Source organism: Planotetraspora sp. GP83, from assembly GCF_041262585.1.
Taxonomy (GTDB): domain Bacteria; phylum Actinomycetota; class Actinomycetes; order Streptosporangiales; family Streptosporangiaceae; genus JAOEGB01.
This window is the reverse complement of the sequence record NZ_JBGCBZ010000001.1, coordinates 322064-341969: the sequence shown is the minus strand read 5'-3', so window position 1 is coordinate 341969 and position 19906 is coordinate 322064. Positions and strand designations below refer to the sequence as shown.

Annotated in this window: 19 protein-coding genes; 5 read left to right on the top strand and 14 right to left on the bottom strand. The window is 70.7% G+C overall.

Going from position 1 to position 19906, the window contains the following annotated elements; all coding sequences use genetic code 11:
• Positions 1 to 19: 19 nt before the first annotated feature.
• The gene (locus ABH927_RS01675) at positions 20 to 1345 is read right to left on the bottom strand and encodes an ABC transporter substrate-binding protein (RefSeq protein ID WP_370017613.1); all 1326 of its coding nucleotides are present in this window, start codon (positions 1343 to 1345) and stop codon (positions 20 to 22) included.
• A 47-nt stretch (positions 1346 to 1392) separates the two neighbouring features.
• Positions 1393 to 2673, bottom strand: coding sequence for an ROK family transcriptional regulator (locus tag ABH927_RS01670; protein WP_370017612.1), 1281 nt, complete (start codon positions 2671 to 2673; stop codon positions 1393 to 1395).
• Between the two features lie 509 nt (positions 2674 to 3182).
• On the opposite strand from ABH927_RS01670, the gene ABH927_RS01665 reads away from it, so the two are divergent.
• From ABH927_RS01665 to ABH927_RS01650, 4 genes are all read left to right on the top strand, one after another.
• Positions 3183 to 5432 (top strand): ATP-binding domain-containing protein, encoded by a 2250-nt coding sequence (locus ABH927_RS01665; protein ID WP_370017611.1) that lies wholly within the window; start codon positions 3183 to 3185, stop codon positions 5430 to 5432.
• 741 nt (positions 5433 to 6173) lie between these two features.
• On the top strand, positions 6174 to 7745 hold the full coding sequence (lnt, locus tag ABH927_RS01660; protein WP_370017610.1) for an apolipoprotein N-acyltransferase: 1572 nt from the start codon (positions 6174 to 6176) through the stop codon (positions 7743 to 7745).
• Positions 7724 to 8488, top strand: coding sequence for a polyprenol monophosphomannose synthase (locus tag ABH927_RS01655; protein WP_370017609.1), 765 nt, complete (start codon positions 7724 to 7726; stop codon positions 8486 to 8488). Before lnt ends, ABH927_RS01655 begins: the two co-directional genes overlap by 22 nt.
• 157 nt (positions 8489 to 8645) lie before the next feature.
• Positions 8646 to 9188: an FxsA family protein gene (locus tag ABH927_RS01650; protein ID WP_370017608.1), complete on the top strand. Its 543-nt coding sequence runs from the start codon at positions 8646 to 8648 to the stop codon at positions 9186 to 9188.
• Positions 9189 to 9359: 171 nt separating this feature from the next.
• On the opposite strand, the gene ABH927_RS01645 is transcribed toward ABH927_RS01650, so the two are convergent.
• The 8 genes from ABH927_RS01645 to ABH927_RS01610 form a co-directional block, all read right to left on the bottom strand.
• Positions 9360 to 9704 (bottom strand): RNA polymerase-binding protein RbpA, encoded by a 345-nt coding sequence (locus ABH927_RS01645; RefSeq protein WP_261586081.1) that lies wholly within the window; start codon positions 9702 to 9704, stop codon positions 9360 to 9362.
• 123 nt (positions 9705 to 9827) lie between these two features.
• A complete protein-coding gene (locus ABH927_RS01640) occupies positions 9828 to 11249 on the bottom strand; it encodes an MFS transporter (protein WP_370017607.1) in 1422 nt (473 codons plus the stop codon).
• 73 nt (positions 11250 to 11322) lie between these two features.
• Positions 11323 to 12126, bottom strand: coding sequence for a glycerophosphodiester phosphodiesterase (locus tag ABH927_RS01635; RefSeq protein WP_370017606.1), 804 nt, complete (start codon positions 12124 to 12126; stop codon positions 11323 to 11325).
• A 58-nt stretch (positions 12127 to 12184) separates the two neighbouring features.
• Positions 12185 to 12739 (bottom strand): TrmH family RNA methyltransferase, encoded by a 555-nt coding sequence (locus tag ABH927_RS01630; protein WP_370017605.1) that lies wholly within the window; start codon positions 12737 to 12739, stop codon positions 12185 to 12187.
• Positions 12736 to 13329, bottom strand: coding sequence for a class I SAM-dependent methyltransferase (locus tag ABH927_RS01625; protein WP_370017604.1), 594 nt, complete (start codon positions 13327 to 13329; stop codon positions 12736 to 12738). Before ABH927_RS01625 ends, ABH927_RS01630 begins: the two co-directional genes overlap by 4 nt.
• 136 nt (positions 13330 to 13465) lie before the next feature.
• Positions 13466 to 14413 carry a VWA domain-containing protein gene (locus ABH927_RS01620; RefSeq protein ID WP_370017603.1) on the bottom strand — a complete coding sequence of 316 codons (948 nt, stop codon included), beginning with the start codon at positions 14411 to 14413 and terminating at the stop codon, positions 13466 to 13468.
• Positions 14410 to 15327 carry a DUF58 domain-containing protein gene (locus ABH927_RS01615; RefSeq protein ID WP_370017602.1) on the bottom strand — a complete coding sequence of 306 codons (918 nt, stop codon included), beginning with the start codon at positions 15325 to 15327 and terminating at the stop codon, positions 14410 to 14412. Before ABH927_RS01615 ends, ABH927_RS01620 begins: the two co-directional genes overlap by 4 nt.
• Positions 15328 to 15369: 42 nt before the next feature.
• The gene (locus tag ABH927_RS01610) at positions 15370 to 16332 is read right to left on the bottom strand and encodes an AAA family ATPase (protein ID WP_370017838.1); all 963 of its coding nucleotides are present in this window, start codon (positions 16330 to 16332) and stop codon (positions 15370 to 15372) included.
• Between the two features lie 198 nt (positions 16333 to 16530).
• On the opposite strand from ABH927_RS01610, the gene ABH927_RS01605 reads away from it, so the two are divergent.
• A complete protein-coding gene (locus ABH927_RS01605; protein ID WP_370017601.1) occupies positions 16531 to 17286 on the top strand; it encodes a hypothetical protein in 756 nt (251 codons plus the stop codon).
• Between the two features lie 25 nt (positions 17287 to 17311).
• Here ABH927_RS01605 and ABH927_RS01600 read toward each other — a convergent pair whose 3' ends face one another.
• The 4 genes from ABH927_RS01600 to ABH927_RS01585 form a co-directional block, all read right to left on the bottom strand.
• Complete coding sequence (locus tag ABH927_RS01600; RefSeq protein WP_370017600.1) at positions 17312 to 17485, bottom strand: hypothetical protein; 174 nt, start codon at positions 17483 to 17485, stop codon at positions 17312 to 17314.
• Positions 17486 to 18010: 525 nt separating this feature from the next.
• Positions 18011 to 18448 (bottom strand): 2-phosphosulfolactate phosphatase, encoded by a 438-nt coding sequence (locus tag ABH927_RS01595; RefSeq protein ID WP_370017599.1) that lies wholly within the window; start codon positions 18446 to 18448, stop codon positions 18011 to 18013.
• Positions 18449 to 18664: 216 nt separating this feature from the next.
• The gene (locus tag ABH927_RS01590; protein ID WP_370017598.1) at positions 18665 to 18799 is read right to left on the bottom strand and encodes a hypothetical protein; all 135 of its coding nucleotides are present in this window, start codon (positions 18797 to 18799) and stop codon (positions 18665 to 18667) included.
• Between the two features lie 264 nt (positions 18800 to 19063).
• Positions 19064 to 19774 carry a hypothetical protein gene (locus tag ABH927_RS01585; RefSeq protein WP_370017597.1) on the bottom strand — a complete coding sequence of 237 codons (711 nt, stop codon included), beginning with the start codon at positions 19772 to 19774 and terminating at the stop codon, positions 19064 to 19066.
• Between the last annotated feature and the right edge of the window lie 132 nt (positions 19775 to 19906).

Sequence of the window (19906 nt, the reverse complement as noted above, 5' to 3'; positions counted from 1 at the left end):
GCGTCGTGGTTGCCATGGATCAGCCGCCCGCTGTCAGCTTCAGCTTCTCGTTGATCGTCTTGTCGACCTCGGCGAGTAGCGCGTTCAGATCGGTCGCCCGGCCGGACTCCCACTTGGTCCCGGCGTCCTGCAGCGTCTGCTGGTTGAACACCGAGTTGATGTGGGCCGGCATCGTGGTGCTGTTGGGGTTGGCGAAGATGTCGAGGAAGGTCTGGAAGTTCGGATCCTTCTTCAGGTTCGGCGACTGCAGCGCGGGCAGCGTGCTCGGGACGTTGCGGATGGCGTTGGACAACGTCACCAGGGCGTCGGTGTCGGTGGTCAGGTACTTGACCAGCTCCCAGGCCGCCTCAGGGTGCTTGGCGCCACGCGGGATGCCGATGATCGTGCCGGTGATGAAGCCCGCGCCGTACCGCTCGGGCTGGTCGTCGGCGACCGGCATCGGAGCGGTGCCGTAGTCGACGTCCGGCGCGTCCGAGGCGAGCATGGCGTTGCGCCACTCGCCGTCGATGGCCATCGCGACCTTGCCCTTGTTGAACGGGTTGTCGGCCGACCACTCGTCACCGAAGCTCTTGCGGAGCTTCTCGAGCTTTTCGTAGCCGAAGGCGTCGACGAGCTCCTTCTGCCAGGTCATCAGCCTCTTCCACTGCGGGTCGGAGCCGATCGCGGAGGTGCCGTCGGGGTTGGTCCACTTGGCGCCGACCATGACGCCCATGTGCAGCGGCGCGTTCTCGTACATCAGGCCGGTCGGCACGAAGCCGGCGACCTTGATGTTGCCCTGGGCGTCCTTGACCGTCAGCTTCTTGGCGAGATCGGCGAGCTCGCTCATCGTCTTTGGCGGCTCGTTGCCCTTCATGAGCTTCTTGTTGTAGTAGAGGCCGTAGGCGTCGGCCAGCATCGGCATCACGCAGCGCTTGCCCTGGTACTGGGTGTACTGGGCGATGACCTTGGGGAAGAGCTTGTCGGCGTCGATCTTGCTGGCCGCCAGGTACGGGTTGAGGTCCTGGAAGATGTTGGCCTTGCAGAACTGGGCCACGCTGTCCGTCGTAAAGGACAGGGCCACGTCCGGCGGGTTGCCGCCGCGGACCGACTGCAGGATCTGGTCGTCCTGGATGGCCTTGGTGGCGTTCACCGTGATCCAGGGGTACTTCTGCTTGAAGCCGGCCAGCGTGTCGGTGAACGCCTTGAGCTCGTTGTCGGCGCTGAAGCCGTGCCAGAACTCGATGGTGACCGGGTCGTGGCTGGTCGGGCTCGCCTCGATCTTCGGAGGGCCGGCCTCGGTGCCCGCCGTACAGGCGGTGAGCAGGGCCAGGCCGGCCGCGGCGGTTATGGCCAGCAGTCGTTTCACGGAGATGCCTCCTACGTGCGTGAGGGATTTCAGGAGGGAGTGGGACTTCAAGAGGGAACGGATGTGTGCCTGCGGTCGCGCTCGCCGCGGGAGGCGTCGTGCGCTTCGCGCCTGGAGGGTCCCTCGCGGCGGTTCACCGCTCCGAAGACCTCGTCACGGGTGGTGTCGAGGGCGAGGTCGAGGGCACCGGCGAGGACGGGATTGCCCTCCACGGTGGACAGCCGCAGCGGGGGCCGCGGGATGGTCAGCGCGTGCAACTCCTGTTCGGTGAGCTCGCGCAGGATTTCGCCGCCGGCGAGCAGCACTCCGCCGGACAGCACCACGATCTCTGGATCGATCACCGCGGTGATCGCTGCGAGCCCGAGCGCGAGACGGCCGGCGACCTGGCGCAGCGCCTCGCGCGCCGGTTCCGCCTGCCCGCCACCGCGTTCGACGGCTTTCACCGCGTTGTGCATGGCCGCCGCCGGGGTCGATCCGCGCAGGCCGTGCGCCCGCAGGACCTTGAGGACGGAGGGGCCGCCCGCGAGGGCCTGGAACCCGTGCTCGGCCCGCTTGCCGATGTCACGGGGCGTCGGCGCCCCTATCGCCGGCATGTACCCGACCTCGCCCGCGCCTCCGGTCGCCCCCCTGTGCAACCTGCCGCCCAGCACCAGCGCCGAGCCGAGGCCCTCGTCGGCCCAGAGCAGCACGTAGTCCTGGTGGCCCTGGGCGATGCCCCGGGACTGCTCGGCCTGGGCGACCAGATTCACGTCGTTCTCGACGTCGACCGGCACGCCGATGCCGTCGCGCAGCGTCCCGACGAGGTCGGGGATGTGCCAGCCCGGGATGTGGGTGGCGTAGCCCAGCCTGCCGGTCGACGGGTCGATCGCGCCTCCGATGCCGATGACCACCCGGCTCAGCGCCGCGGGATCCCCCTGGGCGTGCGCGCAGGCCCCCGCAAGCGCGGCGCGCACTCTCTCCACGACGTCGCCCGCGGCGCGACCGGGTGTCGGCAGCCGGTGCTCGCCCACCACCGTTCCGGTGATGTCGGAGACGGCCACCTCGATCCGGGCCGGCGTGACGTCCAGCGCTGCCACATACGCCGAGCCGGGGTTGATCCGGTACAGCTCCGCCGTACGGCCGGGCAGCCCCTCGCGGATGCCGTCCAGGACGACGAGCCCGGCGTCCTGGAGGCGGGCGAGGAGCTGGGAGGCCGTCGGCTTGGACAGGCCGGTCAGCGCCCCCAACTCCGGGCGGGTGAGCGGTCCCCGCTCCAGGAGGACCATCAGGGCGGCGCGGTCGTTGATGGCGCGCAGGAGGCTCGGCGTGCCGGGGATCGGCTGGCTCACTTCGCGCCCTCTCGCGCCGCCTGGCGGCCATGCCGCAGCCGGCTGCCGGGTGATTGCGGGCGCGGCGCGTCAGGGCCGGCGTGCGGGGCGGATCGCCCGCTCATGTGGCATGTTCGCTCGCTCACGGCTCGTCCTCCAGGACAGCGAGTTAGGAAAGTTTCCTAACTTGCAAAGGAAGGTATGGACACTCTTCGTGCACGTCAAGGGGTGGACACGCCTCGAAACCGACTCGTGACCGTAATCACGTCTCATCCGTTGCCCCCGTCCCCACCCCCGCCGTGATCATGCAAACCTTCACGGGAATGCCGGCGGCCTGCGACGGTCTCGGCCGTGATCATGCGCGGCTTCCCGGTGGAGTCGCCTGAGGTGCGATGATCCGATTCCTGATCATGCGCTGGTCGCCTTGTGTCAGATCGCGAACCGAATATCCGCAGGTCCGATCCAGGTGAGGGACTCCGTGCATGATCACGAGGTAAGGGGCGGGGGGAGGACGTAGAATCCGTCGGTCTATGTCTGAGTCATCTGCGGGCGAGCTGGCCCGGGAACAGAAGTACGTCGCCGCGCTCTACGAGCGGCTCGACGTGCTGCGGGAGCGCACCCGCAAGCAGTTGGACGGCGTGCTCGCGCAGGGGGCCTCCGGCACCCATCAGAACCGCTCGGAGCGTGACTCGTTCGCCGGCATGTACGCGCAGCGGCTGGCCCGGCTCTGGGCCGTGGAGAACGGCCTGTGCTTCGGCCGGCTCGATCACGCCGACGAGACCCGGCTCTACATCGGCCGCCTCGGGCTGTCCGACGACGACCAGCGCCGGCTGCTCATCGACTGGCGGGCGCCGGTGGCCCAGCCGTTCTACCGGGCCACCCCGGCCGCTCCGATGGGCGTCACCCGGCGGCGTCACCTGCACGCCAAGGGCCGGACGGTCACGGCCGTCGACGACGACCTGCTCGACCTCGACCGCCTCACCGACGCCGACCGGGCCTCGCTGAACGGCGAGGCCGCCCTGCTGGCCGCGCTCGACGAGAAGCGCACCGGCCGCATGCGCGACATCGTGGCGACCATCCAGTCCGAGCAGGACAAGATCATCCGAAGCGACCTGAACGGCGTGCTGGTCGTCCAGGGCGGCCCCGGTACCGGCAAGACCGTGGTCGCCCTGCACCGGGCGGCCTACCTCCTCTACACCTACCGCGAGCGCCTGGAGAGGAGGGGCGTCCTCATCATCGGGCCGAACCCGACGTTCCTGCGCTACATCGAGCAGGTCCTCCCCTCGCTGGGCGAGACGGACGTGCTGCTGTCCACCGTCGGAGAGCTCTATCCCGGCGTGACCGGCACGCGCCACGAGACGCCGGAGGCCGCCGCCGTCAAGGGGGCCGCGGCGATGGCCGAGGTGGTGGCGAGAGCCGTACGGGACCGGCAGCGGGTGCCGGGGAAGCCGGTCGAGATCCGGCTCGACAAGTTCACGCTGAGGCTCGACCGGCAGACGTTCGAGGCGGCGAGGTCGCGGGCGCTGCGCTCGCGCAAGCCGCACAACCAGGCGCGGGCGGTCTTCGTCCGCCACCTGCTGAACGCCCTGACCAAGCAGGCGGCGCGGCACCTCGGCCGGGGCATGCTCGACGACGACGACTTCGCCGACCTGCGGGAGGACCTGCGGACCGAGGATCCGGTGCGGGCGGCGCTCAACAAGCTCTGGCCGTACCTGACGCCACAGCAGCTCCTGATCGGCCTGTTCACCTCCAAGGAGCGGATGACGCAGGCCGGGCTGACGCCCCAGGAGGGGGACCTGCTGCTGAGGGAGCCGCCGCGGCCGGGCGAGCGATGGTGGAGCGAGGCCGACGTGCCGCTGCTCGACGAGGCCGCCGAGCTGCTGGGCGACATCGACGAAGGGGTGCTGCGGGCGGCGCGCCGGGCCGAGCAGGAGCGCGAGGAGCGGATCGCCTACGCCCGTGAGGTCCTGCAGCTCACCGGCCTGGCGGACGTCATGGACGCCGAGCGGTTCGCCGCCCGGCAGCAGGCCGACGACGTCTACCTGACCACGGCGGAACGGGCCGCGAAGGACCGCACCTGGGCGTTCGGCCACGTGATCGTCGACGAGGCGCAGGAGCTGTCCGAGATGGCCTGGCGGACGGTGATGCGCCGCTGTCCGAGCCGGTCGATGACCATCGTGGGCGACATCGCCCAGACCGGATCGGCGGCGGGCGCCGCGAGCTGGAGCCGGATGCTCGGCCCCTACGTCCAGGACCGCTGGCGGGAGGCCGGCCTGACCGTCAACTACCGCACGCCCGCGGAGCTGATGGCGGTCGCCGCCAGGGTGCTGGAGCTGGTCGGCCCCGGCCTGCGCGCGCCGGAGTCGGTGCGCGAGACCGGCGAGCGGCCGTGGGCGCTCCAGGCGGCCGACCTGGCCGCCGAGCTCCCGCCGGTCGTCCAGGAGGAGATCGTCGAGGGCGGGCGGCTGGTCGTGATCGTCCCGGCGTCCGAGGAGAGCGAGCTGGGGGCGCTGATCACGGCGCGGGTCCCCGGCGCGGTCGCCGGTCCCGGCCCGGCGACTCTCGACGCTCCCGTGTCGGTGCTGTCGGTGGCCGACGCCAAGGGGCTGGAGTTCGACTCCGTCATCGTGGTCGAGCCGGACCGGATCCTGCGGGAGTCGCCGCGCGGGCCAAGCGACCTTTATGTGGCGCTGACCCGGGCCACGCGCCACCTTGGCGTGATGCACACCGGCGGACTGCCCCCCGTTTTGACGGGCCTTGATCAACGCTCTCCGGCATAGCTAACTGGTGCCTAAATAGCGCGAGATTTCCGACTATGAGGGATATCACTTGCAGGTCCCACATCGACGCCGGTCACGTAGCCTGTCCTAGCTGCGAAAACTTGGTATTTCCGCTGATCGGGACACGGTTGATATCTGCGCTGAGGTCGGTAGTTTGCTGCGCAGTCCAGCACGGGACTGACCGGTTGGCCGTCTAAGACATCTCCGGATTCTGCGTCCGTGACGGAGCGTGACTCCGTCTGCACAGCCAGGCGCAGGCCGGCGTTCCGTCGAGTCGGGGCACCCCAACCGGCCGGGGGGTTGGACCCGGGGAGGGGTCCGGACACCCAGTAGACAACGGAGCTCCGCGCCCGCCGCCGACGGGACGGAACCGGTCCGAAGGGCCGTCCGGGCCCCCTTCCGCCCCCGTGCGTGGAGACCCTGCGTGGAAACGAGCGTGGGGAGACACGCAGGTGATCCTTGGGTCCTCCGCGAGGGGCTCAAGGATCGTCGCCTCCGTGCGCGACGCCGCCGCCCCGTGGAGCGGGCGGCCACAGCAGCCCATGCCCGCGCCGCCCGCCGTGAGCGGTCTCCGCGCCCCGCCGGCCGTACGGTGGCCCGGTTTGGCGAGGGGCGGCGCCATCTGCGAAGCTGACCCAATCGGCTGACCGATCGGCTGACCCGCCCGGCCGGTCCGAGGGCGTGCCGCCGCGCATACCGGCGCCGAGAGGCCACACTCACAGGCGAGGAGAGACCGCCCCCGTGGCACTGGAAGTCGCAGACGAGACGGCGTCGCCCACTCCGGCGGCCCGCGCTTCGCTGCCGCGGCGTGCCCCGGTCCGCCTCGCCGCCTCCGTAGCGGGCGGCCTGCTCCTCTTCCTCGCCTTCCCGCCCGCCGGCCTGTGGTTCTGCGCGCCGGTGGGCGTCGCCCTGCTCACGCTGGCCCTGTACGGCACGCGCCCGCGCCGGGCGGCGTGGCTCGGCTACGCCGGGGGCGCCGCGTTCCTCCTCCCGGCGCTGTCGTGGGTGCGGCCCATCGGCGACGACGCCTGGCTGGCCCTGTCCGGCGTCGAGAGCCTCTTCTGGGCGGTCCTGGCGGTCGCGGCCGTCCTCGTGATGCGGCTGCGCCTCTGGCCCCTCTGGGTGGCCTGCCTGTGGGTCGCCCAGGAATGGGCCCGCGGCGTGTTCCCCGTCGGCGGCTTCCCCTGGGCGCGGGTCGCCTTCAGCCAGGGCCGGTCGCCCTACACCGACTACGCCGCGCTGGGCGGCGCTCCCCTTGTGACCTTCGCAGTGGTCCTGTCCGGCACGCTGCTGGCGTCCGTCGCCGTGCGGCTGCGGCCCGAGTTCAGGTGGACCCGCCCCGTGGCCGTGACGGTCGCCGCCGCGCTCGCCGGCGCGGCTGCCCTGCCCGTGCTGGGCCTCGTCGTGCCCCGGCCGGGTGACGAGGGCAGGACGGTGCGGATCGGCATCATCCAGGGCAACGTGCCCGGCCGGGGGATGGACTTCCTCGGTGACGAGCCGTCCGTCGTCCTGCGCAACCACGCGGACGAGACCCACCGGATGGCCGAGGCCGTACGGGCCGGGAAGCTGCCCAGGCCGGACATCGTGGTATGGCCGGAGAACTCGACCGACATCGACCCCTACCGCAGCGAGTTCGCCCGGGAGACGATCGGCTCCGCGGCGAAGGACGTCGGCGTGCCGATCCTCGTAGGCGCCGTGGTCGCCATCGGGGACGACCACCGGGCGACCCGCGGACTGGTGTGGGACCCGGTCACCGGCCCCGGCGCCTACTACGACAAGCGGCAGCTCGTGCCGTTCGGGGAGTACACCCCGTTCAAGGACCTGGTGCTCGCGCTGTCGTCCCGGGCGAACCTCGTGGGCCGCCAGTCGGTCCCCGGGAACGTCCCCGGGGCGCTGCGGATGGGCCCGGTCACCGTCGGGACCGTCGAGTGCTACGAGGTGGCCTTCGACGGCATCGTCCGCGACACCGTGAACGCGGGCGGCACGCCGCTGGTCGTCCAGACCAACAACGCGACGTACGCGCTGACCAACCTCCCGCCGCAGCAGCTCGCCATGTCGCAGCTGCGCGCCGTCGAGCACAACCGCGCCGTCGTGACGGCGGCCACGACCGGCATCTCGGCCTATGTCACCCCAGATGGGGAAGTGGACTGGCGGACCGGTGAGCTCGTCCCCGGGATGAACGTGGTGACCGTCCCGATCAGGACGCGGAACACGCTGGCCGGCCAGATAGGTGCGCTACCCGAGTGGACTTTGATACTGATGGGTGCCGGAGCGACGGTGGCGGCGGTCTCATGGGCACGGAGGAAGAGCTGATGGAGCGGACTCCCGAACGGGTGCTCGTTATCGTTCCCACGTACAACGAGCGCGAGAACCTGCCATTGATCACGCGGCGGCTGCGCGAGGCGCTCCCGGACGTCCACCTTCTCGTCGCGGACGACAACAGTCCCGACGGGACCGGCCGGATAGCCGACGAACTGGCGGAGAGGGACGACCACGTCCACGTGCTCCACCGGCCCCGGAAGCAGGGCCTTGGGGCCGCCTACATCGCCGGGTTCCAGTGGGGCCTCCGCGAGGGCTACGACGTCATCGTCGAGATGGACGCCGACGGCTCGCACCAGCCCGAGGAGCTGCACAAGCTGCTCGACGCGGTGGCCGGCGGCGCCGACCTGGCGATCGGCTCCCGCTGGGTGCCGGGCGGCAAGGTCGTCAACTGGCCCGCTCACCGGGAGCTGCTGTCCCGGGGCGCCAACACCTACGTGCGGGTGATGCTCGGCATCCCCGTGCGCGACGCGACCGCCGGGTTCCGCGCCTACCGCGCGGCCACGCTGGAGAAGATCGGCCTGGACGCCGTCGAATCCCAGGGGTACTGCTTCCAGGTCGACCTCACCCTCAGGACGGTACGGCACGGCCTGCGGGTCGCCGAGGTGCCGATCACGTTCGTCGAGCGCACGATCGGGGCCAGCAAGATGAGCTTCGACGTCATCCTCGAGGCCTACTGGCGGGTCGCCGCTTGGGGCATCACCGGGCTGCCGGACCGGCTGCGCCGGAGGGGATAGCCGCTCCGGGCCTCACGAGGAACGACCAGGGCTCCCGGAGCGTTGTCCGACTAGGGAGTGTCCCTCAGATCTTGCCGCGGCGAGGCGTCGCCTGAGCCGCGCGCGGGGCCGGCGGGGATCGCGACCTCGTACGGCTGCCGCGGGAGTGAGGCAAGAAATGCTGCGTGTCGGGTTGTTCCTGGCGTTCCTCGTCGTGCCGGTCCTGGAGATCTGGCTGCTGATCCGGATCGGCTCGGTCATCGGAGGCTGGCAGACGGTCGCCCTGCTGATCGCCGACAGCCTCCTCGGGGCCTGGCTGGTGCGCCGGGAGGGCAGGCGGGCGTGGGCGGCGCTGCAGGGCGCCATCCGGTCCGGGCGGATGCCCGACCGCGAGCTCGCCGACGGGGCGATGATCGTGGCGGGTGGCGCGCTGCTGCTGACCCCGGGCTTCCTCACCGACATTCTGGGGTTCTTCCTCATCCTGCCGTTCACCAGGCCGGTCGCGCGGCGCTGGTTGTCGTGGTTCTTCGGCCGCCGGGTGCGGGTGATGGCCGCCCGGTCACCGTACGGCGCCCTGTTCGACCGAGGCGACGGCTTCGGCGGTGGGGACGGCTTCGGCGGTGGGCGGCGCGGCCCGGTGGTGCACGGCGAGGTGATCGACGGCATCGACGGCGTGGTCGCCGACGGCGACGCGCTGGACCGGCGGCGCCGCGACGCCTGACCTCTGCCGCCACTCCTGCTCCTGCCTCGCCGCGCGTTCCTGTCGGCGGTGGCGACGACCGACCTCGGCGGCGGCGCTCACGCGGTTCTCGCGGAGCACGAGAGAACTCGCGGGCACAAAGGGAAACGCCCCCGGTAGTGGTCTACCGGGGGCGTTTCCCTTACCTGCCGTCTACGCGCTCTTGCGCCGCTGGGCCCGGAGGATGGCGAGACGCTCGTTGAGGACCTCCTCGAGGTCCTCGATGGAGCGCCGCTCCAGCAGCATGTCCCAATGGGTCCGGGGTGGCTTGGCCTTCTTCTGCTGGGGCTGCTCGGCATCCATCCGGAGAGCCGGGGAGCCGCAGCTGCGGCACTCCCAGGTCGCGGGGATCTCCGCCTCGGCGGCAAGCGGTACGGTGGTGTGATGGCCCTTAGGGCAGGTGTAGGACACCTCCTGGCGCGGAGCCAGATCGGTGTTGCGGTCGTTCTCGTAGCTGGTAGCGCCGAGCCGGGTACCGCGAAGTGCACGCTCGCCCATGTTCTAAGCCTCCTGAGGTCCCCGCCTTAGAGGGGTTTGTCTCCACCGCGTACAACGCTTGATACCGTGTGTGGATTCCCACCAGAGACCTGATCCAATCGCGCTTTTTCCGGCGCGCACGGCTCAGATGTGCTCTGGCACCTCATTGCCCGCTTCGCGGATGGCCTTGGGCAGGTTGACGGCCATGAGCATCACGAAGCCGATGATGAAGAACACGACGAGTGAGACGATCGCCACGCGGTAGCTGTTGGAGAACTGCAGCGCCAGCGTGACGGTCAGCGCGCCGATGAAGGCCGACCCCTTGTCGCTGATCTGCAGGAGGCTGAAATACTCCGCCTCCCGGCCGCGGGGGATCACGTGGGAGTAGAGCGACCGGGACAGCGCCTGCGTGCCGCCCAGGACGAGCGCGATGGCGAAGCCCATGGCGTAGAACTGCGTCGCGGCGCCCTCCCGGAGGAAGACGGCCACGATGACGATGGCCGTCCACACCACCAGGCTGCCCAGCACGGTGCGCTTGGTGCCGTACCGCCGGGCGAGCGCGCCCAGGAGGAGCGCGCCGAGGAACGCGACGAGCTGGACCATCAGGATGGCGGTGATCTGCACGGTCTTGCTCAGCTTGAGCGCCTCCGAGGCGTAGGCGGCCGAGTTGCCGATCACCGTCTGGACGCCGTCGTTGTAGATCAGGTAGGCCAGGAGGAAGAGCAGCGTACCGGGGTAGCGGCGCAGCTCGGCGAGGGTCCGGCCGAGCTGGCGGAAGCTCCCGCCGACCGAGCGCAGCGCCGTGGTCTCGTGCGGGGGCACAGGCCGGTTGTGCAGGGCCAGCAGCGGGATGATCGTGAAGATCGCCCACCACAGACCGGCCGACATCATGCAGATCCGTACGGCCATGCCCTCGGACAGCCCCAGCGCGTCGTGCTTCAGGAACAGCACGAGGTTGAGCGCGAGCAGCAGGAAGCCGCCGAGGTAGCCGAACGCCCAGCCGCGTGAGGAGACCGCGTCGCGCTCGCCGGCGGTGGAGATCTGCGGCAGGAAGGAGTCGTAGACGACCACCGACGCGCCGTAGGAGACGTTCGCCAGGATGAACAGCACCCCGCCGAGCAGGTAGCGGTCCCCGGCCACGAAGAACAGCCCCAAGGTCGCCAGCGCGCCGGCGTAGGCGAACCCGCCGAGGAGCTCCTTCTTGCGCCCGGTGTGGTCGGCCAGCGCGCCGACGACGGGCAGCAGGACGATCTGCAGCAGCACGGACGCCGTGAGGACCAGCCCGAAGAACGCCGCCGGCCGGATGTCGGCCCCGAGCACGTCCACGAAGCCGAGGCGGTCGGTGACGAGCTTGTCGAAGTCCCTGACGCACGCGTCCACGGGCATGGACGGGAAGTCCTGCCGGCAGGAGGCGGTCTTCGCGACCGGGATGAGATAGGGCCCGAGGAAGACCGAGATGATCGTGGTGTAGAAGGCCGAGTTGGCCCAGTCGTACCAGTACCAGCCGCGTTGCTCGCGCCTGCGCGCCTGGGGCGTCTCGGCTTCGATGACCAGGGGGGCGGTCATGGTTCTCCTTGCCTAAGTGGACCTAAGTGGGCCTACGCCCGGCCTGAGCCGGCCTAGGTCGGCCTAAGTCGGCCTAAGTCGGCCTGATGGCGCCGCGGGGGTGCCACTGCCCTCGGCGGTCGAGCACGTCGCGCAGGCCGGTGATGTTGTCGGTCATGATCCCGTCGACGCCGAGGTCGAGCAGGCGTCCCATCGTCACTGGGTCGTCGATCGTCCAGACGTGGACCTGCATGCCGATGGCGTGAGCCGTACGGACGAGGGAGCGGCTGGTGACCCGCAGGCCGCGGAAGCCGATCGGGATCTGGGCGCACGGCACCCCGGCGCTGGCGAGGCCGGTCAGGAGCCGGCCGTAGCCGCCTCCCAGGGCGGCGGTACGGAGCGCGGCGACCCCTCGGGGGCCGAGCGACGAGCAGACCTCGCGGCCGACCGCCTTGCGGGCCTGGGCGAGCCGCAGGTCGGAGAACGACGTGAGGCAGACCCGGTCGTAGGCGCCGGTGCGGCGGATGGCGCGGGCCAGCGGCAGGATCGCCGGGGTCTCCTTGACGTCGATGTTGAACCGGACGTCGGGCCACGTCCCGAGCAGGTCCTCGATCAGCGGGATCTCCTCGGTGCCGCCGATGCGGGCCTGCCTGACCTCGCGGTAGGGGAGCTGGGAGATGCGGCCGGCGCGGTCGGTCACGCGGTCGAGGGTGTGGTCGTGGAAGGCGAGCAGCACGCCGTCCGCCGTGGCGTGGGCGTCGGTCTCCAGGTAGGTGTAGCCGAGGTCGACGGCCCTGGAGAAGGCGGACAGGGTGTTCTCCCGGCCCTCCGCCGCCCCGCCCCGGTGCGCGAAGGCGAGCGGCCCCGGGTGGTCGAGAAACGGGTAGCGGCGCTGCACGAGCAGAGTATGCCGGTTGTCAGGCGGTGCCGTCAGCGAGCGCCGGTGAAGATTTGGGTCACGAGCTCCCCATTGAGACCCATTCCTGCCGCCTGACCTCGGCGATCACGATGGCGGCCGCGACCGCCACGTTGAACGAGCCGACCCTGCCGACCTGCGGAATGTAGACGACGCCGTCGGCCGCCTCGAGCGAGGCGGGGGAGCAGCCGTGGTCCTCGCTGCCGAGCACCAGGCACACGTCGCCGCCCAGCTTGGCCTCCGGCAGCGGTACGGCGTCGCCGGTGAGCTCGACGGCGACGACGGTGAACCCGTCCTCCTTGGCCGCCCGGACGGCCTCGGCGACCGGGACGGGCTCGTGCCACTCGACGAGCCGGTCGGTGCCGAGCGCGGTCTTCTGCGCCTTGGGGTTGGTGGGCGGCGTGGCGTTTCCGGCGAGCCAGATCGTGTCCACGCCGAAGGCGGCGGCCGTGCGGAAGATCGACCCGACGTTGAAGGGGCCCGTCACCGACTCCACGATCAGCGCGAGCCGCCCCTGGGTGTTGCGGCGCCACGTGCGGTTGAGCCGCTTCACGTCGGTCGGCCGCAGTTGCCTGCGCGGGTTCGGGGTGCTCATCGGGCGGTCACTTTCAGGATTCGGTAGGCGGCGCGCGAGGCCAGCCGGGTGGTGGGCCAGCCCTGGTCGGTCAGCCAGCGTTGCAGGGAGTCGGAGCCGAGGTGCTTTTGGACCACGAGGTGGGCCGCGCCGTCGGGGGTGAGCCGGTCCAGCCACCGGGTGAGCATCTCGTGGAGAGCGGCCTTGCCGATGCGGATCGCGGGGTTGGACCAGATGGCTCGGAACCGCACATCGTCCGGCATGTCGTCCACATGAACCGGCCTTACTTTGTCAAGGCCGGCGCTTTTGGCGTTCCGCTCGCACAGCTCGACCGAGCGGCGGTTGACGTCGACGGCCCAGACCGTCGCGCCCGGCGCCCTTGACGCCATCGTCAGTGCGATCGGGCCGTAGCCGCAGCCCAGGTCGAGCAGGTCGCCCTCGGCGGGCGGCGGCGGCACGGTCTCCAGCAGCACGCGGGTGCCGGCGTCGACCCGGTCGGGGGAGAAGACGCCCCGGTCGGTCTCCAGTCGCAGGTGCAGATCGGGGAGGACCAGGGTGACCTGGCCGGGACGGCTGGCCGCCTGGGGGCGCTCCTCGAAGTAATGTGCCACGTGCCCAAACGTACCAATGCCCGGGAGCCGGTGATCCCGACCAGGCGGTTGTCCACAGGGCCGCCCACAGGCCGGCGGGTCCTGTGGACGTGCGAGGGCGACCAGGACGCTCGCGGCGCCACACGAGCTCGATGGTTCAGGGCAGCCGGGCGCCCAGGAGCATGGCCGCCCCCGCGACCAGGAGCCCGGCGACGATCGCGGCGATGAGGAACCGCTGGGTGACCTCCTGGTGGACGACCTTGTAGCCGAGTGACGTGCCGATCTGCCCGTACACGTCGCGCAGCTCGCTGCCCGACTCGGCGGTGTAGGCCCGGCCGCCCGTGCCGTCCGACAGCGACTTCAGCGTGGCCTTGTTGACCGGCACCTGGATGGGCCTGTTGTCGATGGTCACCGTGCCCTCGGGCGTGCCGTACGCGATGGTGGAGACGGGCACCTTCGCGCCGGTGGACGCCTCGATGGCCTCGTTGACCGACCGGCCGGAGGTGTTGTCCCCGTCGGACAGCAGTACGATCGCGGAGGGCGGCGGGTCGGTGACCGCCCGCTGGTCGAACGACCTGATCGAGTCGAGCGAGTTGAACACGGCCTCGCCGATCGCGGTGCCGGGCCGGGTGGTCAGATTGGAGATCGCCGTGTTGACGGCCGCGTGGTCGGTCGTGGGGGAGATCACCACGGCCGCCGAGCGGGCGAAGGCCACCACGCCGACGTTGAAGCGTTCGGGCAGGTCGTTGACGAACTGCTGGGCGGCCTGCTTGGCGGCGACCAGCCGGGTCGGCGGGACGTCCCCGGCCTCCATCGACAGCGAGATGTCCACGGCGATCATGATGGTGGCCCGGTCGCGGGGCACCCGGACGGCGTCCGCCGGCCGGGCCGCGCCGAGGATCAGCAGGCTCATCATGATCAGGAACAGCGCCGCCGGGACGTGCCGCCGCCAGGCCGGGCGCTCAGGGGCGACCAGCGACAGCAGCGCCAGGTTGGTGAAGCGCACCGTGTAGCGGCGGCGGGCGAACTGCAGCGCGACGTACGCCGCGGCCAGCGCGACGACCAGGACGAACAGCCAGAGCCAGCCGGGCGAAAGGAAGATCACTTTCCTGCCCCCCTTGTGGCCGTGCGGCGCATCAGGTGGGAGGTGCGCCGCTGCCGCAGGACGAACTGGGCGATGTCGAACACCCAGTCACGGTCGGTGCGCAGGACCAGGTGCCCGGCCCCGGCGCGGCGCAGCGCGATCCCGGTCGACTCCCGCTGCTCGGCCGCCGCCTCCGCGTAGCGCTCCCTGATCTGCCTCGACAGGAAGATGTCGCGGGTGCGGCCGGACTCCGGGTCGGCCAGCGTCACCAGGCCGACGTCGGGCAGCTCCAGCTCGCGCGGGTCGATGACCTCCACCGCCAGCACCTGATGGCGGGCGGCCAGCCGGCGGATGGGCCGTTCCCAGCCGCCGGGGTCGTCCAGGAAGTCGGACACGATCACCCGCAGGCCGCGCCTGCCGTGGGCGGCGGACATCATCTCGACCGCCTGCCCGAGGTCGGTGGCCCCCCGCGCGGGCGGGGCGCTCAGGAGGGAGTGGAGCAGCCCGTACAGCGGCGGCCGGCCGGGCCGCGCCGGGTAGCGGTGGACGTCCTCCCCGTGCAGGATGTAGGCCCCGAACCGGTCGCCGATCCGGCTCGCCAGGAACCCGATCGCGCCCACGGCCGAGATGACCAGGTCGCGCTTGGAGACGTCGGCGGTCCCGAACTCCATGCTGGCCGACAGGTCGACGAGGGCCCAGGTCTCGAGCTCCCTGTCGGCGATGAGGTCGCGCACGTGGGGTGTGGTGGTGCGGGCGGTGACGGCCCAGTCCATCCGCCGCACGTCGTCCTCGCCGGGCACGTAGACGCGGGTGTCGCCCAGCTCGCTGCCCGGCCCCGGGATCAGCCCCTGGTGGCCGCCGTGCAGCAGCCCGTCGAGCCGCCGCACCACTGTCAGCTCCAGCCGCCGCAGCGCCTGCTCGGGCGTGGTGCTCACCGGACGCTCACCGCGTCGGGTTCCGTTCGTGCTCACTGCCGCTCACCGGTCCTCCCGCCGCGGGCCCTGGTTGTTCCACACGACGAGCGGCGGTGGTACGGCCTGCAGGATGCGGCGCACGACGTCCTCGGCGTCGACGTCGTCGGCCAGCGCGTCGAAGGTCAGCATCAGCCGGTGGGACATGACGTCGACGGCGACGTCCTGGATGTCGTCGGGCAGCAGGTAGTCACGCCCCCGGAGCAGGGCGAGCGCCCGGCCTGCGGCGATGAGGCCCAGCGTCGCCCGGGGGCTCACGCCGATCTCGATCGTCTCCTCCAGGTCGCGCAGGCCGTACTCGGAGGGCGCGCGCGTGGCCATGACCAGCCGTACGACGTAGTCGGCGACGAGCTGGTGGACCGAGACCTCCTCGGCCAGGTCCTGCAGCTTCAGCAGCCGCGCCGGGTCGAGCACCGGGCGGGGCACCGGCGGGCGGACACTCATCCGGTGCAGGATCTCCAGCTCCTCGTGGGCGCTCGGATGGGCCACCCGCACCTTGAACAGGAACCGGTCGCGCTGCACTTCCGGCAGCGGGTAGACGCCCTCGGACTCGATCGGGTTCTGCGTGGCCAGCACGATGAACGGCCTGGGCAGCGGATGGGTGCGCCCGGCCAGCGTGACCTGCCGCTCGGCCATGACCTCCAGCAGCGCCGACTGCACCTTCGCCGGCGCCCGGTTGATCTCGTCGGCCAGCAGGAAGTTGACGAACACCGGACCCAGCTCGACGTCGAACCGCTCGGAGCTCGGGTGGTAGACGCGGGTGCCGATGATGTCGCTCGGCACCAGGTCGGGGGTGAACTGGATCCGGGCGAACGTGCCGCCCACCACGGTCGCCAGCGTCGAGGCGGCCAGCGTCTTGGCGACCCCGGGCACGCCCTCCAGGAGGCAGTGCCCCCGTGCGAGCAGGGCGACCAGCAGCCGCTCCACCATGTGGTCCTGGCCGACGATGACCCGTCGGACCTGGGCCATGGCGTCGTGCAGCACCTCGAGGTCCGCCTCCGCCTCCTGGGTCGCCACGGCCTTTCCGGGGTCCGGGTCACTGCGTTCATCGGCAACGGTCATGCACGTTATTCAATCGTGACTCGGCGGGAGAATCCATTTCTCGCCTATTTGCCCGTGCGGCCGCTTGGACACACGCCTCGCGGGGGCGTGTGTTTTCATGAGGTGATGGTCACTCCGCTGCAGTACGGCGACCCGCCCCACCTGGGGCCGTTCGTGTTGCAGGCGCGTCTGCGGACCGCGCCCGCCGGGCTGGTCTACCTTGGCCAGGCGCCCGACGGGCGGGTGGTTTCCGTGGCCGTCCTCACCAGCGGGGCGGCGCTGGACGCGGCCGCGAGGGACCGGTTCGTGACCGCGATCAAGGAGGCCGAGCAGCGCCGCGCAGGCGTCCGGGGCTGGGGCGCCTCGCTGGTCGACCGGGTCCGCGGGCGGGTGGCGGCCGACTCGCCCGCGGTCGTGGCGATGCAGGACGGCCACGCCCCCTGGGTGGCCGTGCCGTACGTGCCGGGAGGGCCGGGCGCGGAGCGGTTCCTCGACCCGGTGATGGTCTCGGGGACGCTGATCGGCGAACGGCACGGGCCCGAGTTCGTGCCCCACTGGCTGGGCGACCGCGACCCCGCGCTGCCCGCTCCGCCGGCGCCCGCGCCGCCGCCGGTCTCGACACGCCGGTCTGTGGTGCTGGCCTCCGCGCTGCTGGCCACGCTGGTCCTGGTGCTGATGGTCGTCCTGTGGATGCTGGTGTTCCGGGGCGAGGACGATCCGGCGCCGTCCCGGCCCCTCCCGGCCACGAACTTCGTCCCCACGCCGCCGCCCGTGCCGACGTCGCCGGAGCCGCGGCAGCCGACACCGAGCCCGTCCGGGGGCGGCACGGGCAGCCGTACGCCGATGCCTCCCGGCAACGACGATCAGGGCCAGGACATCTGAGCGTGGGGCGAGCCCCGCACTCCGATTAGAAGATCGCGGAAAAGCCTCCCAAGGCGGCGGTGCCGACACTGAGCCCGACCAGCAGCGCGGCCGGCATCGACTTACCCGAGCGCAACGCGAGCGCTACCGAGATCGTCCCCAAAACGACCGAGAGGGTGACGACAGCAATCAATTTGAGCATCCAGGCGGACAGGGACATTTCATCCTCCGTAGCAATAAAGCCCCCAAGCCCCGGCTACCGGGGGTGGTCTGGGAGCTCGCGGTTTCCCTTTCCTGCCTATCAGCGGCTCACCGTCAATCAGCTCATCAAGATCACCACGGAACGACCTGCCGCGATTCGAAACGGAACGGACCGCCGGAACGACTCCGGCACTGATCTCTGCAGCTCAGACTCCACACGTTCCTCACCGTTCCGAATCGTTCTGACTGGTAGGCCCGACTTCCGGAACGATTCGGACCGATCTGGCCTATGCCCGTACGCGGTCCGTCTTGTTCCGGAACGGCCGGGGAGCCGGTCGATCCGTCGAAGGTGCGTCAGGGCCGCGAGACAATTGCAGACATCTAAGTGGCGAGGATGTTGGCGGTGAGTCAAAGCTCATGAGCGGCTCCGCTCCCGAGACCGCGCGAGAGAAATTTCGGTCATCTCTGGAAGAAATGCATATAAAGGCGGGAAGGCCGTCATATGGCACCATTGTCATGCTGACCAAGGGGGCGGTGTGGCCTCTCAAAAGACGACGGTGCATGCCCTGTTGACACTGTCACTTTTGCGCGTCCGCAAGAGCCGAGCCGTTGCCTCCGCCACCACGAAGCTGGCGCACAGCACCAGCGGCGCCTCCTTGGCCGCAAGGGCGCCGACTGTCCCTGCCGTGGTTTTCTGCACAACGGTCCGTCCGCCAAGGTCGATAGACCGCAGCAGGCCCGGCGAGTTGACGGTGTCGAACCCGGGCGCGGGCGGACCGTCTTTGAGCGCCACCCAATCCGGGTGGCGAGCCTTGAGCGTCAGGGCTTTGTCCAGCGACTCAGCAAGAACGATCTTTTCCGCCCCCTGGGCAAAGGCCCAGGCAGCCACGGTGAAACCACGCATGACGTCGACTACGACCGCCACGGACGGGGCTTCGACCAGATCAGCGATACCAAGGAAACGAGCGTGCATTCCGGTCATGATCGCACCTACCCGACCCGAGGCACCCGCTCACCCCCGAGGAGATCGCACTCCACGCACGCCTCCAGGCCCAGCCCCACCCGAACGCGGAGATTCGCAGCTAGACCCCAAGATCATCTCAGCGCGTGCCGTACGGCACGCGCCCCTCGTCTGTGGTCCTGCGGTTCACCTCGTTTGCCGCATCCGCAGTCGATCTCCTCGCACCGGGCGTCGGCCTCATACAGCTTGTCCTTGAGCTCCGGGGCGAGCTCCTTCCAACTCGGGGCTGTCCAGGAACGCGGCCTGCACGTCCGGCCGCATGGCTCGCAGCATCCGGGCCGCCAGCATGTCCCAGTCGATCTCCGCCGCCATGTCCGCTCCCTTCATCCGCGATGATCCCGACCGGCGCGGCCTGGTCATTGTCGAGCACGGGAAAGTCGCTGCCGGGCTGCTCGGCGATAACGTCGAGTCGGTCATGACGGTGCCCACAAGACCACTACTCTGCGCTGCCTCTTAGGCCGTAGTGGCCCCTGGGGAGTATCAGAACGGGAATTAGCGGTAGGCGCGCGGTGCGACTGTGAGAACCTCGTCGTGAGTTGCCGCCCCGCTCGGCTGGAAAGCCGGAGGCCGGGGCCTTCAGTCGTCGACCGTGATCGAGGGGCGCCGGGCGGCCAGCTCATCACTGGCCCGCTCCACCCTGTCCAGGCGGCTTTGCAACTCGGTCACCTGAGTGTGTATCAGCGCGACTGCGGTCTCACTAGTTGCGGGCGGGGCGGATACGTGGATCACCGTGCGGGGGCGTCGGCCGACGCCGGCGAACACCGGCAGCGACAGCGCCGCCCACGCCAGCACGGTCAGCCCGCCGGCCAGGGCCTGCCCGGTGGGCGGGCTGGCGGCGTAGACCATGCCCGCGGTGGCCGCCCCGTACAACGTCCAGGCCAGGCGCGCACCCCAGCCGCGGAACAGCCCGAGCAGCCAAAGGCACGGCCCGCTCAACGCCCAGACCTGCCACAGCGCTTGCGGGGAGGCGGGCAGCCCGGCCGCGTGCGCGGTCAGGTAGGCGCGCACCGGACGGCTGATGACCGCCATGACCTGAGAGCCGGCCACCGCGTCCACGCCGTGGGCGGCGGTCTGGAACACCGCCCCGATCAGCGTGAGCGCCAGCCACAGCACCATGGCCACGACCGTCACGGCGGACACGACCACGACGGCCACCACCCCGATCAGCAGCACGCGGCCGCGGGTGTCGTCCAGACCGTAGCGGTCCTCGATCTGCTCCCGGAGGCGGTCGTAGGCGCCCAACAGCTGCAGCAGCGGGTGCTCTTTCGGTTCCTGGCTCATCGGCATCGCGTCCAGCAGAGCCTAAGCGTGTGTCCCTCGCTCATGCCGTCATCGTCGCGGTGCCGGGTGACTGGTGGAAGTCACCGCAAGGCGTTGGCTGGCTGTCTGCCCGGGGACGTGAGAACCCGCCGAAGAAGT

Excerpts from the sequence above, each read along its gene's own strand:
- ABH927_RS01665 (WP_370017611.1), top strand. The coding sequence starts at position 3,183 with ATGTCTGAGTCATCTGCGGGCGAGCTGGCCCGGGAACAGAAGTACGTC.
- ABH927_RS01655 (WP_370017609.1), top strand. The coding sequence starts at position 7,724 with ATGGGCACGGAGGAAGAGCTGATGGAGCGGACTCCCGAACGGGTGCTC.
- ABH927_RS01650 (WP_370017608.1), top strand. The coding sequence starts at position 8,646 with ATGCTGCGTGTCGGGTTGTTCCTGGCGTTCCTCGTCGTGCCGGTCCTG.
- ABH927_RS01645 (WP_261586081.1), bottom strand. The coding sequence starts at position 9,704 with ATGGGCGAGCGTGCACTTCGCGGTACCCGGCTCGGCGCTACCAGCTAC.
- ABH927_RS01640 (WP_370017607.1), bottom strand. The coding sequence starts at position 11,249 with ATGACCGCCCCCCTGGTCATCGAAGCCGAGACGCCCCAGGCGCGCAGG.
- ABH927_RS01630 (WP_370017605.1), bottom strand. The coding sequence starts at position 12,739 with ATGAGCACCCCGAACCCGCGCAGGCAACTGCGGCCGACCGACGTGAAG.
- ABH927_RS01610 (WP_370017838.1), bottom strand. The coding sequence starts at position 16,332 with ATGGCCCAGGTCCGACGGGTCATCGTCGGCCAGGACCACATGGTGGAG.
- ABH927_RS01605 (WP_370017601.1), top strand. The coding sequence starts at position 16,531 with ATGGTCACTCCGCTGCAGTACGGCGACCCGCCCCACCTGGGGCCGTTC.
- ABH927_RS01600 (WP_370017600.1), bottom strand. The coding sequence starts at position 17,485 with ATGTCCCTGTCCGCCTGGATGCTCAAATTGATTGCTGTCGTCACCCTC.
- ABH927_RS01595 (WP_370017599.1), bottom strand. The coding sequence starts at position 18,448 with ATGACCGGAATGCACGCTCGTTTCCTTGGTATCGCTGATCTGGTCGAA.
- ABH927_RS01590 (WP_370017598.1), bottom strand. The coding sequence starts at position 18,799 with ATGGCGGCGGAGATCGACTGGGACATGCTGGCGGCCCGGATGCTGCGA.
- ABH927_RS01585 (WP_370017597.1), bottom strand. The coding sequence starts at position 19,774 with ATGCCGATGAGCCAGGAACCGAAAGAGCACCCGCTGCTGCAGCTGTTG.